Annotated in this window: 9 protein-coding genes; 2 read left to right on the forward strand and 7 right to left on the reverse strand. The window is 41.6% G+C overall.

Annotated elements, in window-relative coordinates; genetic code table 11:
• Window positions 1–94: 94 nt before the first annotated feature.
• The 7 genes from lpdA to sdhC all read right to left on the reverse strand — a co-directional run bounded on the left by lpdA (window position 95) and on the right by sdhC (window position 9,764).
• Window positions 95–1,528 carry a dihydrolipoyl dehydrogenase gene (lpdA, locus tag F907_RS17330; protein WP_005269651.1) on the reverse strand — a complete coding sequence of 478 codons (1,434 nt, stop codon included), beginning with the start codon at window positions 1,526–1,528 and terminating at the stop codon, window positions 95–97.
• Between the two features lie 59 nt (window positions 1,529–1,587).
• Window positions 1,588–2,778 carry a 2-oxoglutarate dehydrogenase complex dihydrolipoyllysine-residue succinyltransferase gene (odhB, locus tag F907_RS17325; protein ID WP_005269650.1) on the reverse strand — a complete coding sequence of 397 codons (1,191 nt, stop codon included), beginning with the start codon at window positions 2,776–2,778 and terminating at the stop codon, window positions 1,588–1,590.
• Complete coding sequence (locus F907_RS17320; RefSeq protein ID WP_005269648.1) at window positions 2,778–5,618, reverse strand: 2-oxoglutarate dehydrogenase E1 component; 2,841 nt, start codon at window positions 5,616–5,618, stop codon at window positions 2,778–2,780. Before F907_RS17320 ends, odhB begins: the two co-directional genes overlap by 1 nt.
• A 746-nt stretch (window positions 5,619–6,364) precedes the next feature.
• Complete coding sequence (locus tag F907_RS17315; protein ID WP_016651020.1) at window positions 6,365–7,075, reverse strand: succinate dehydrogenase iron-sulfur subunit; 711 nt, start codon at window positions 7,073–7,075, stop codon at window positions 6,365–6,367.
• A 14-nt stretch (window positions 7,076–7,089) separates the two neighbouring features.
• Entirely contained in the window at window positions 7,090–8,985 is a 1,896-nt protein-coding gene (gene sdhA / locus F907_RS17310; RefSeq protein WP_016651021.1) for a succinate dehydrogenase flavoprotein subunit, read from the reverse strand.
• Between the two features lie 12 nt (window positions 8,986–8,997).
• Window positions 8,998–9,363, reverse strand: coding sequence for a succinate dehydrogenase, hydrophobic membrane anchor protein (sdhD, locus tag F907_RS17305; RefSeq protein WP_005269646.1), 366 nt, complete (start codon window positions 9,361–9,363; stop codon window positions 8,998–9,000).
• Window positions 9,363–9,764 carry a succinate dehydrogenase, cytochrome b556 subunit gene (sdhC, locus tag F907_RS17300; protein WP_010589984.1) on the reverse strand — a complete coding sequence of 134 codons (402 nt, stop codon included), beginning with the start codon at window positions 9,762–9,764 and terminating at the stop codon, window positions 9,363–9,365. The genes sdhD and sdhC overlap by 1 nt, the downstream gene beginning before the upstream one ends.
• Window positions 9,765–10,664: 900 nt before the next feature.
• Here sdhC and gltA point away from each other — a divergent pair.
• Together gltA and F907_RS17290 are read left to right on the forward strand one after the other, a co-directional pair.
• Window positions 10,665–11,939: a citrate synthase gene (gene gltA, locus F907_RS17295; RefSeq protein ID WP_004652200.1), complete on the forward strand. Its 1,275-nt coding sequence runs from the start codon at window positions 10,665–10,667 to the stop codon at window positions 11,937–11,939.
• A gap of 113 nt (window positions 11,940–12,052) precedes the next feature.
• Window positions 12,053–13,822: a DKNYY domain-containing protein gene (locus F907_RS17290; protein WP_016651022.1), complete on the forward strand. Its 1,770-nt coding sequence runs from the start codon at window positions 12,053–12,055 to the stop codon at window positions 13,820–13,822.
• Window positions 13,823–13,881 lie beyond the last annotated feature (59 nt).

The following is a 13,881-nucleotide window of genomic DNA, read 5'->3' on the forward strand; positions in this document are numbered from 1 at the left end:
TCTTAAAATCAGACTGCTACATATTGAATAAATGATTGCCTGAACCAGACAATCATCATCATTCAAAAAAGTGTGGCGAACCACACTTTATGTTTTATTTACGCTTGCGTTGAATCGCGTGGATTGCACGACCGTCAACAGAAAGCGCTGCTTCATGTACAACTTCAGAGAATGTTGGGTGACCAAAAGTCATCAACTGTAAGTCTTCAACTGAAGAAACAAACTCAAGCGCGATCATACCTTGGTGTACGATATCAGATGCATTAGGACCCACAACGTGCATACCTAAAAGACGATCTGTTTTCGCATCAGCAACGAATTTAACAAAACCAGCAGTATCACCAGCAGCCAACGCACGACCATTCACCGCAAACGGGAATTGACCAGCTTTAACTTCGTGACCTTTTTCAGCGGCTTGTTCTTCAGTTAAACCAACCCAAGCAGCTTCTGGATGTGTATAGATAACGCTGATGATGGTGTCATAGTTCACTTGAGCAGCATGACCGTGGATACGTTCAACTGCCATTACACCCTCTTCCATTGCTTTATGAGCAAGCATTGGACCGCGTACCAAGTCACCAATCGCGTAAACACCTTCAACAGATGTTTGACATTGATCATTAACATCAACCAAACCACGTTCAGTGAGTTTAATGCCTGAATCTTCTGCCAATAAACCTTCTGCATATGCTTTACGGCCTACACAAACGATTAACTTGTCAAAAACTTGTTCTTTGTCTTCGCCAGCTTGGTTATATTTAACCGTTACTTCGCGACCATTGGTTTCAGCACCAGAAACTTTTGCACCGATACGGATATCTAAACCTTGTTTTTTCAAGATTTTTTGATATTCCTTCGCCAACCCTTTGTCGGCCATTGGCAAGAATGCATCTAATGCTTCAAACACAACAACTTCTGAACCAAGACGACGCCATACCGAACCAAGCTCTAGACCAATAACACCCGCACCGATCACACCAAGACGCTTAGGAACTTCTGGGAATTTCAATGCACCAGTAGAGTCAACAATTAAGTCTTCATCAACAGGAGCGACTGGAATATTGACAGGTACAGAACCCGTCGCAAGGATTACGTACTTCGGTTCTAAAACCTGTACATCACCTTCAAATGGTGTGAATTCTACTTTTTTACCTGCAAGTAATTTACCAGTACCTTGTAACCACTCGATACCATTACCTTTTAGTAATTGAGCTACACCACCCGTCAATTGATCTACAACTTTGTCTTTACGTGCCAACAAAGTGTCTAAATCAAATTTAACTTCGCCAGTCGTGATGCCGTGTTCAGCAAGTTCGTGAACAGTAGCTTCATAACGGTGAGAAGAGTCAAGCAATGCTTTAGAAGGGATACAACCCACGTTTAAACAGGTACCACCTAAAGATGGCTTGCCGTTGTGAATACGTTTTTCGATACAAGCGACTTTGAAACCAAGCTGAGCTGCACGAATCGCCGCTTCATAACCACCAGGTCCACCGCCAATGACAACAAGATCAAACTGTTGAGACATTTTTATCTCCAAAATCCCATATAAAGGATCACTTTATATGGGAGGCAATATTTGTAGTATTAAAGATCAAGAATGAGTTTAGCTGGCTCTTCTAACAATTCTTTGATTGTTACCAAGAAACCTACCGCTTCTTTACCATCGATTAAACGGTGGTCATAAGAAAGCGCTAAGTACATCATTGGCAAGATTTCAACTTGACCATTTACCGCCATAGGACGTTCTTGGATTTTATGCATACCCAAGATCGCTGTTTGCGGCGTATTCAAAATCGGCGTAGATAATAATGAACCGAAAGTACCACCATTGGTAATCGTGAACGTACCGCCAGTCATGTCTTCGATACCTAATTTACCGTCACGTGCTTTGAAAGCGTAATCACGGATACCGTTTTCCACTTCTGCATAGTTCATACGGTCAGTATCACGAAGGACTGGTACAACTAAGCCACGCTCACTCGATACAGCAACACCGATGTCATAGAAACCGTGATAAACAATATCATCACCATCAATAGAACCGTTCACTGCTGGGTAGCGTTTCAATGCTTCAGTCGCTGCTTTAACGAAGAAAGACATAAAGCCTAAACGCGCACCATGACGTTTTTCGAAAGCATCTTTATATTGCTTACGCATTTCCATGATTGGCTTCATGTTAACTTCGTTGAACGTTGTTAACATTGCAGTTTGTTGTGTAGCCGCCAATAAACGCTCAGCAACACGCTTACGTAAACGTGTCATTGGAACACGTTTCTCGATACGCTCACCTACAGCAACGCTTAATGGTTGAACTGATGTACCTGGCTTATGATTCGCAACATCTTCTTTCGTGATGCGACCGCCACGGCCTGTACCTTGAACGTCAGCAGCATTAATACCTGTTTCAGATAATGCTTTACGCACTGCAGGCGCTTGGTTTTGGTCAACGGCTTGAGTTGATGCAGCAGCCGCAGGAGCAGATGCAGCAGGCGCCGCTTCTGCTGGTGCAGCAGCTTCAGGAGCAGACGCAGCAACAGCACCAGCTTCGAATTGAGCAATTACTTCGTCAGAAAGAACGGTATCGCCTTCACCTTTGATGATTGCAACTAAGCTACCATCAGCTGGAGCAACCACTTCTAAAACAACTTTATCGGTTTCAATGTCACAGATCACTTCATCACGTGATACAGGTTCACCTACTTTCTTGTGCCAAGTTGCGATCGTACCGTCAGCAACTGACTCTGGAAATACCGGTGCTTTAATTTCGGTTGCCATTATTTAGAATCTCCTGATTGATCAACTTCAATCGCAAGTGCGTCATTGATAAGCTGAGCTTGTTGTTTTGCATGCAAGTATGGCGAGCCACAAGCAGGTGCGGCAGAAGCGTCACGACCAGCATAGCTAATACGGATTTGTTTACCAGATTTAAGAACGTCTTCATACAAACGAGGAACGATGAATAACCAAGCGCCTTGGTTCTTCGGCTCTTCTTGTGCCCAAACAAGTTCTTGAATGTTTGGATACTCAGCCATAACTTCAGCCAAGCGTTGTTCTGGGTATGGATACAATTGTTCGATACGCACGATAGCTACATGGTTTAAACCAAGTTCACGACGTTTTTCGAGTAAATCGTAATAGACCTTACCACCACAAAGCACTAAGCGAGTTACGTCAGCTTTGTTGATTTGATCAATTTCATCGATCACTGTTTGGAATGAACCGTTTGCTAATTCATCTAAAGTTGAAGTCGCAAGTTTATGACGGAGTAATGATTTAGGTGACATTACGATCATCGGTTTACGGATCGGACGAACTGCCTGACGACGTAATGCATGGAAAATCTGTGCAGGCGTCGTTGGTGTCATCACTTGCATATTGTCTTCAGCACAGAGCTGTAAGAAACGCTCTAAACGTGCAGATGAATGCTCTGGACCTTGACCTTCATAGCCGTGTGGCAACAACATGGTTAGACCACACACACGCTCCCACTTGGTTTCACCCGAAGCGATAAACTGGTCAATCACCACTTGCGCACAGTTTGCGAAGTCACCAAATTGTGCTTCCCAAACAATCAAGCTTTTCGGTAATGTGGTTGAGTAGCCATATTCAAATGCAAGCACAGCTTCTTCAGACAATAAAGAGTCATAAATCGCTGTACGCGGTTGATTCTCTTTAATGTGGCAAAGCGGAATGTAAACAGAACCATCAACTTGGTTGTGTAATTTAGCATGACGGTGTGAGAACGTACCACGCCCTACGTCTTCGCCCGTAATACGAACCAAGAAACCATCATCAAGTAAAGTTGCATACGCTAAGGTTTCTGCAGCACCCCAGTTGAGTGGCATTTCACCTGTTTGCATTTTTACGCGATCATCAATGACTTTTTGAACTTGGCGCTGTAATACAAAACCTTCTGGCAATGTATTCATTTTTAAACCAAGTTCTTTCAAGCGATCAGCGCTGAATGTGGTATCCCAAAGATCGGTGTACTCATGGCCCAAATATGGCGTCCAATCGACAAACATCTTTTTGTTTGGTTCACGTACCAAGGCATTGGCAACGTGGTTACCTGCTTCTAGATCAGAACGGTAGCCTTCAACCATCGCATCTGCACTTGAACGATCAAGTACTTTTTCTTGAACCAGTTGATCAGCATACAAGGTACGCGTAGTCGCTTTCTTGTTGATCACTTGATACATCAATGGTTGAGTTGCAGATGGTTCATCCGCTTCGTTATGACCACGACGACGGTAGCAGAACAAGTCTAGGATGACATCTTTACGGAACTCATGACGGAAGTCATGTGCAATTTGAGTCGCGAAAATAACAGCTTCAGGATCATCACCATTGACATGGAAAATCGGTGACTGAATCATTTTTGCAACGTCAGTACAGTATTCTGTAGAACGTGTATCACGTGGATCAGAAGTCGTGAAGCCCACTTGGTTGTTGATCACGATATGAACGGTACCGCCCACTGTGTAACCACGTGTTTGTGACATCTGGAAGGTTTCTTGGTTTACACCTTGACCTGCAAATGCAGCATCACCATGCACGATGACAGGAAGTACATCATCACCGCCAATGTCACGACGACGAACTTGACGTGCACGTACTGAACCTTCGACCACAGGGCCAACGATTTCGAGATGGGATGGGTTAAACGCCAATGCTAAGTGAACTTCGCCACCTGGAGTCATCACGTTTGAAGAGAAACCTTGGTGGTACTTAACGTCGCCAGAACCTTTTTTATGCAGGCTCTTGCCTTCGAATTCACCGAAAAGGTCCGCAGGGTTTTTACCCATAATGTTGACAAGAAGGTTGAGACGACCACGGTGTGGCATACCAATCACAACTTCTTTACAACCGACGCTACCAGCACGCTGAATGATTTCATTCATCATTGGAATAAAAGACTCACCGCCTTCTACACCAAAACGTTTCGCGCCAACGAATTTATTACCAAGATACTTTTCCAAGCCTTCTGCAGCAGTTAAACGCTCTAAGAAGCCTTTTTTCTGGTCGTTGGTATAATTGAATTTACCGCGAACACCTTCTAGACGCTGTTGAATCCAGCGCTTTTCTTTGGTGTCAACGATATGCATGTATTCTGCACCAATTGAACCGCAGTAGGTTGCTTCCATGGCATCAACCATTTCAGACAATGTTGCTTCTGCTTTGCCAATTGCGAGGTTGCCTGTATTAAATACAGTATCAAGATCAGATTTTGTTAAACCGTGAGCAGATAAATCGAGGTCAGGAACGTCTTCACGTTTCGCCAGACCTAATGGATCGAGTTTAGCTTTTTGGTGACCACGGTTACGGTAAGCAGCGATTAATTGTAATACACCAATTTGACGACGCTCATGTTCTGTACTTACAGTGCTTTGAACAACAGGTTGAACTCGGCTTGCATTACGACCCAGAAGGAGGAATTGCTCGCGCACACTGCCGTGTGGTTGATCACCTTTAGGGTATTTATCGAAATATTCACGCCAATCCTCTGACACTGAGGTTGGAGAAGTTAGGTACTGTTCGTATAGCTCTTCAATATACGCTGCACTATCAGCGGAAAGTTCAGTGTCAAGACGCGATGCGTCAGCAACTTCTTGCATTTTTGGACCCATTTCCTATTGCAAAAAATAATACAGGCTGCCTTTTAAGCACACCCATGATTCATAGTGTCAAATTGGTAACACGACACTACTACCCAAGATCATCCAACCTTGAGACATTATCACTACACATCAGGAGTATTCCCTTTGATGTAACAAATGAGTTAGGCATCTTCAATTCAAGACACATAACTCATTCTTCATACTCGATGAAATCGAGCAATTTTTTGCAAATCATTTTAGAAAAATTAAATACGTTTTTAACTTTTCTAAATTGACTTTTTCTGTAAAACCTGTACAAATCGTTGAGGCGTTATCTTTTGATAAACCCAAGAATCTGCTTATTTTTTGATTCCAGTTGTGGCAGAAATCCTAACATGTTCTCAAGCTTGGATTGATTTTTTTGACACATACCATCCATAAAGCAGCGAAATACACATATCAAATTATATTCTAATATACCGCCCTTTTGATAAAAGTTGCACTCCAATCGGTCAAAAATAAACATTCTCTACAAATCTTGCACAAACACTATTCAATTTGATGAAAAATAAACCAATATTTTTAATATATCGGTCCTTATGATTTGTCTTAACAGCAAAATCTATAAATATTTAAGGCCGAATTACTAAAATTCAAGTCTAAAATATTTAAGTAAACACTTTTTAACCAAGCTCATCCTTTAATCAAATCCCAATAAAAAAAGAAGCCCCTTTCGGAGCTCCTTTTTCACATTAGAAAACAGATTAACCTGCTTGATCTAACAACATATTACGAATGTGACCAATTGCCTTTGTCGGGTTTAAGCCTTTAGGACATACAGATACACAGTTCATGATCCCTTTACAACGGAACAAAGAGAACGGGTCATCTAAACGAGCCAAACGTTCTTGTGTTGCCGTATCACGAGAATCGATGATAAAGCGGTATGCATTTAACAATGCAGATGGTCCAAGGAACTTATCAGGGTTCCACCAGAATGATGGGCATGATGTTGAACAACATGCACAAAGAATACATTCATACAGACCATCTAAGTGTTCACGCTCTGCTTGAGACTGTAAACGCTCTTTCGCTGGCGCTGGCTGATTGTTAATCAAGAATGGTTGAATCTTGTCATATTGATCATAGAACTGGTTCATGTCTACAACCAAGTCTTTTACGACTGGTAAACCAGGTAAAGGACGGATCACAATCTTCTCTGGTAAGTCGTTCAAGTTCCACAAGCACGCCAAACCATTTTTACCATTAATGTTCACACCATCCGAACCACAAATACCTTCACGGCAAGAGCGACGAAATGTTAATGATTCATCTTGTATTTTCAACGCAAGTAACGCATCAAGCAACATACGATGCTTATCGGTTAACTCAAGTTTGAACGTTTGCATGTACGGCGCTTTATCCTTATCAGGATCATAGCGGTAGATTTCGAATGTACGAGTGCCTCTACTCATCTTTGTTCTCCCGATTAGAATGTACGTGGCTTAGGTTCAATTGCTTCAACCGTTAATGGGCTGAAACGAACTGGCTTATATTCAAGACGGTTGTCTGACGAATACCATAATGTATGCTTCATCCACTCATCATCACGGCGACCGTAAGAATAAGTTGGGTGATCAGGTGCTAACTCATAGTCAACAACCGTATGCGCACCACGACATTCTTTACGTGCAGCAGCAGAAATCAGAGTCGCCTTCGCAACTTCATACAAGTTTTCAACTTCTAAGGCTTCAACACGTGCCGTGTTAAATACTTTAGATTTGTCTTTCAAATGAATGTTACGAACACGTGGCTCAATCGCAAGAATTTCTTTTACGCCTTTATCAAGCAATGCTTGAGTGCGGAATACACCTGCGTGATCTTGTACGATGTCACGGATTGCATCAGCAACTTCTTGCGCGTTTTCACCTGTGGTTGAATCATCAAGCTTACGAATACGCTCTAAGGTGTTAACCAACACATCTGCTGGAAGCGGTTGGTAATCATCGCCATGATGTTTAGTCACGTAATCAATGATGTGCTCGCCAGCTGCTTTACCAAACACAACAAGGTCAAGCAATGAGTTGGTACCTAAACGGTTTGCACCATGTACAGATACGCAAGAACATTCACCAATTGCATAGAAACCTTTTACAGGCTTCACATAATCACGTGTACCTTTATAAGAATACTCTTTAGTATCTTTATCATAGTGCGCAGAGAATTCACCCTCTTCCACACCATGTGGCACAACCACTTGACCATGAATATTGGTTGGAATACCACCCATTTGATAATGGATTGTTGGTACTACAGGAATTGGCTCTTTGGTACAGTCAACGTTCGCAAACTTCTTACCAATCTCATATACAGATGGAAGACGCTTCATAATCGTTTCAGCACCTAAATGCGTCATATCCAACAAGATATAATCGGCTTTAGGACCACAACCACGACCTTCTTTAATTTCTTGGTCCATAGAGCGTGATACGAAGTCACGTGGTGCCAAATCTTTTAAAGTCGGTGCATAACGTTCCATGAATGGTTCGCCGTCTTTATTACGAAGAATTGCACCTTCGCCACGACAACCTTCAGTTAACAAGACGCCTGCGCCTGCAACACCCGTTGGGTGGAATTGCCAGAATTCCATATCTTGTAATGGAATACCCGCACGAGCAGCCATACCAAGACCGTCACCAGTATTGATATAAGCATTGGTTGATGCACGGTAAACACGACCCGCACCACCAGTAGCAAATAAAGTTGCTTTTGCTTGGAATACCGCAATGTTACCTGTTTCTTGGTCAATTGCAGTCACACCAAGCACATCACCCGCTTCGTTACGGATCAAGTCTAATGCAATCCACTCAACATAAAACTGGGTACCCATTTTTACGTTGCTTTGATACAAGGTATGAAGTAAAGCATGACCTGTACGGTCAGCCGCAGCACACGCACGCGGAACAGCTTTTTCACCGTAGTTTGCAGAGTGACCACCGAATGGACGCTGATAGATCGTACCATCTTGGTTACGGTCAAACGGCATACCTAAGTGTTCAAGCTCGTAAACAACTTTTGGCGCTTCACGCGTCATGAACTCGATTGCGTCCTGATCGCCTAACCAGTCAGAACCTTTAACCGTGTCATAGAAGTGATAGTGCCAGTTATCTTCTTGCATGTTACCTAACGATGCACCGATACCACCTTGAGCAGCAACCGTGTGCGAACGTGTCGGGAATACTTTGGTCAATACCGCAACTTTTAAACCCGCTTGAGCAAGTTGGTAAGCAGCGCGCATACCAGAACCACCACCACCGACAATTACGGCGTCGAAAGTGAGGTTTTGAATATTTGAATAATCTTCTTTAGGGTTAATTGCGCCCATGATCTCTTCCTATCAATTTGCCCAGAAAATCTGGATACCCCAGATTGCGTACACGATCACTGAAATAATGACAGCAGAAGTCAGTACAAGGCGTAAACCTGAAGCTGAAGGGCCCATTTGACGAGTCGTTACATAATCAGTAAAGACTTGCCACATACCAATCCAAGCGTGTGCAACGAGCGCCAATACTGCTAATAAAGAGAAAATCTTCATTGGCAAAGTCAGCATAAAGCCCGCCCATTGTTCATAACCAAATCCGCTATTGCAAAGAATCCAGCCGAACAAAACCACAGTGTATGCAGCTAACACCACAGCACTGACACGTTGGATATACCAATCGCGAGAACCTGAACCTGTTAAACCTGTAGCACTTTTCATCAGAACATAATCCATACGAATGCTGCGACAATACCAATCGCAGACAAGATCAATGAAACTGTAGCAGCAATACGACCGCTTTGAAGTTCTTCAGCAAAACCGAGGTCAGCAAGTAAATGCTTCACGCCTGCGATAAAGTGGAAAATCAAGCCAGCTACAAATACCCATACGATGAAACGTACAATGATATTCCCGAAAACGACATTTTTAACGTAGTCAAATCCTTCTGGTGAAGATAAAGATTTATCCAAAATCCATAAAAGAACTGCGACTAATAAGAATACGATTACACCTGATAGACGGTGTAGAATTGATGCAATAGCCACGGGTGAGCGTAAATTTACCGCTAACACCTGACCCATGGACAAATTGACAGGTCTGTTGCTTTTCACAGCGGGCATCCTGTAGGTAGAAACTCCATCCGGAGTTTGTTTGAATTAATTCAAAGGAAAGCTGGCATTGTTAGGCAAGCACAGCACATGCCTAACCTATAAACGACATCGAATTATAAAACGTGAAATATCAAAATACAAACAATCAACTTTCGCTTTAGTCGAAAAAAACTTTAAATAAGAATCATTCACACGCATAATAGCGACGATAAATACACCAAGTCCAATCAAAAATAACTATCTAATTGTTTTGTAATGATAAAAATAAAATACTATTTTTTATAGATACTTTTTAATTTTATAAATTCTTTTCTTGTTATTTCACAAAAAAGTCCGCTTTTCCGCGTTCAAGCAGCACAATTTTTCGACCTTTATATATAGTCAAAAATAATACTGCTCATTTATATAGTAAATATAATTAATTAATAATCTATTTTTATGATCCAACTGATCAAAATCAATCAGTCATTTTTTAGACAACCAATCACCCTCTAATGCCTCAATTATTACGGTATATATAAAGTTTTTAATTGCTTTCTGAATGAACAGTTCACTCCAAAACACAAGCCATATAGGGCTGCGAAGCGTGATAAGTATTTATTTTATAAGCAGCAACATCCCAGCCAAATAAAAATTTACTTACAATTGGACTGGTGCTTCATTTTTTTTATGCACCTAAAACTTGATTTGACATATTATACTCGACCGGTGCTGTGATTTTACTCAGTTTTTTCTTCGATACTGAATGACTAATTGACTGTAGCAACGTCATTTTTTATCCCTAAGTATAATTGACAAAATTTTAGTAGCCACTAATCTTATAGCAAATTTTGACACCGTCTGATTCGCACATGACAAGATTAGTATTTCGAGTCAGATAATCATTCACCAGGACAGGAGATCTATTGAATGTCTGCAGCAACTGGCAAAAAAGCCGTATTACAGCTTGATGGCAAAGAAATTGAATTACCAATTTACAGCGGCACATTGGGCCCAGATGTAATTGACGTTAAAGATGTATTGGCATCTGGTCACTTTACTTTCGATCCTGGTTTTATGGCGACAGCGGCTTGCGAATCTAAGATCACATTCATTGATGGTGACAAAGGTGTGTTATTACACCGTGGTTATCCAATTGATCAATTAGCGACTCAAGCAGACTACTTAGAAACTTGCTACTTACTTTTAAATGGCGAGCTTCCAAATGCTGAACAAAAAGCAGAATTTGATGCGAAAGTACGCAACCACACCATGGTTCACGATCAAGTTAGCCGTTTCTTCAATGGTTTCCGTCGTGATGCTCACCCGATGGCTATAATGGTTGGTGTTGTTGGTGCGTTATCTGCGTTCTATCACAACGGCTTAGACATCGAAGATGTTAACCACCGCGAAATTACTGCGATTCGTTTAATCGCGAAAATCCCGACACTTGCAGCGTGGAGCTACAAGTACACTGTAGGTCAACCATTCATTTACCCACGTAATGACCTTGGTTATGCAGAAAACTTCTTACACATGATGTTTGCTACTCCTGCTGACCGTGATTACAAAGTGAATCCAGTTCTTGCTCGTGCAATGGACCGTATCTTCACGCTTCATGCTGACCACGAACAAAATGCGTCTACGTCTACAGTTCGTCTTGCTGGTTCTACTGGTGCAAACCCGTATGCATGTATCTCTGCGGGTATCTCTGCACTTTGGGGACCTGCTCACGGCGGTGCAAACGAAGCTGTACTTAAAATGTTAGATGAAATTGGTAGCGTAGAAAACGTTGCTGAATTCATGGAAAAAGTAAAACGTAAAGAAGTTAAACTCATGGGCTTCGGTCACCGTGTTTACAAAAACTTCGACCCACGTGCGAAAGTCATGAAAGAAACCTGTGACGAAGTTCTTGCTGCACTAGGCATCAACGATCCACAATTGCAACTTGCAATGGAACTTGAGCGTATTGCACTGAACGACCCGTACTTCGTTGAACGTAAGCTTTACCCGAACGTAGACTTCTACTCAGGTATCATCTTAAAAGCGATTGGTATCCCAACGGGTATGTTTACCGTGATCTTCGCACTTGCACGTACCGTTGGCTGGATCAGCCACTGGTTAGAAATGCACAGCGGTCCTTACAAGATCGGTCGTCCACGTCAGCTTTACACAGGCTCGACTCAGCGCGATATCAAACGTTAATTTCGATTTACGTTGATAAAAAAGGATGCTTTTGCATCCTTTTTTCGTTTTATCAGTTATGCTCTTCATATAAAACTTAAACAACATTTTTGGCATAACCAATCACTACGCTGATGATAAAAAAATCCTCTGTTTTAATACAGGTCACCCTGCCCATCATTGAAATGAAAATTGCGCCCTTTACGCTATTTTTATTGATGATCATACTGACCTGGGGCGTTTTAATTTATTTTAGTTACGATTTAAGCCTGTATTATTTTTATCAATTCCTCCCTTTCTTCGCTCAACTATTCAGTATTGCGTTGATGTTCAGTTTACTGGTACCCATTCTTTACCTCAATAACCAGCTTTATCTGAAATGGTTTAGACACCCAATCACATTTAAGCTATACCAACAAGGAATCTCAGTAGATCGCTCAAATCAAGCTGATTTTTTCACTTGGCAAGATCTGATTCAGATACAGCTTCGGCAGCAACAGGCTCAAATTCACAGCTTTAATCTTCTGAGCAAAACCGCACCCTATCGACAGTATTTTTATTTTAATTCATGGATATGGCCTGCCACTTTAACCCAACAACATTGTGACTTTTTACAGTTTTGGAAAAAACTGGAATCCTTGGCAAAACAACAACAATTACAACGTATCAGCAAGGCAAATATCTTCAAGAAAACTCATATTGATATTACCTTGATTGTAGACCAACAAGTTCAAACAAAGATCCAACGTAAGCAGAGGTGGATCACTATAGGATTGACTCTTGCAATTTTAGGCAGCCTCAGCCTTTTTATTGCTCAGCTATTGTGGCATAAGTTTGACGATGGTAGTGTCAATTTACCAGATCAGCAAACACAGGCAATCTCTAACACAAATTTTAAGGCTTATCAAAATCAGGTCTATATCTTTAAACAAGGGCAAGGCACATTTTTACTTCCTCAAGCCAAGGCCGATCAATTTACTGATTTAGCCTTGAGTAACCTTCCTGATCGTGCGCCTGAGCTGTATAGCAATGTCGGTAAAACATTGCAGCATGTTTATTGGCAAGAGCATATCCTGCCCCTATTAAATCCAGCGCAAACAGTTTATTTAGGTAATGATTTCAGCAAAGACCAACAACAGGTCTACTTTCAAGATAAGCGCTTAATCAATGCGAATGCGGCTCGCTTTACTGCGGTATTACATCCCACTTTTAATGCATTGGGGTATTTTTACGCAAAGGATGATCAACAGGTCTATTACAAAACGCATGCCTTAACCGGTTTAAACCCTCAACAGAGCCACGCATTTATCAATAGCAGCCAATATATTCACGATCAACAGTTGGTCTATTATCAAGATAAAAGGCTGGACAAGTTAAATGCGCAACAGACGCAGATTTTTAGTGGTAGTAATCGATTTAGCCGAGATCTGAATTTAGCAACCGATGGCCAATCTTTTTATTTAAATGAACATCCACTTCCACGTATTGCCGAGCATAAATTCTGGGGAACAGTATCCGTTGATTTCTCACACCTGCAACTCATTGGTAATCAAAGCAATGAGCCCTTTCCTGGAAATTTCAGTTATATTTTTGCAGACCAGCAATACATTTATATCTATGATGAATTTTACCAACAGCTAAAAGTGCTCTATCGCTTCCCTCAACCAGAACAATTAAAACAAATTGAAAATCAACGCTTTAGTTACGGAAAACATATTTACAGTATCAGTCAAAAACTCTACCGCACTAAAGGAACACGCTCTTCTGGGGCCACTACACATGGCTTCCAAATCAGCCTGATTCGGGAGACCGACCACAAAGTAATAGCTCAATATTTTGCACGAACCCCAAACTCTATACACCTTTCTCGCCTGTTCGATCTCACTAAAACCGACTCACCTTAAAAGATTGACTAAATCTAGTTGAATATTTATCAACATCTTTAATTACTGATGAAATTTTT

Source organism: Acinetobacter colistiniresistens (assembly GCF_000413935.1).
Classification (GTDB): domain Bacteria; phylum Pseudomonadota; class Gammaproteobacteria; order Pseudomonadales; family Moraxellaceae; genus Acinetobacter; species Acinetobacter colistiniresistens.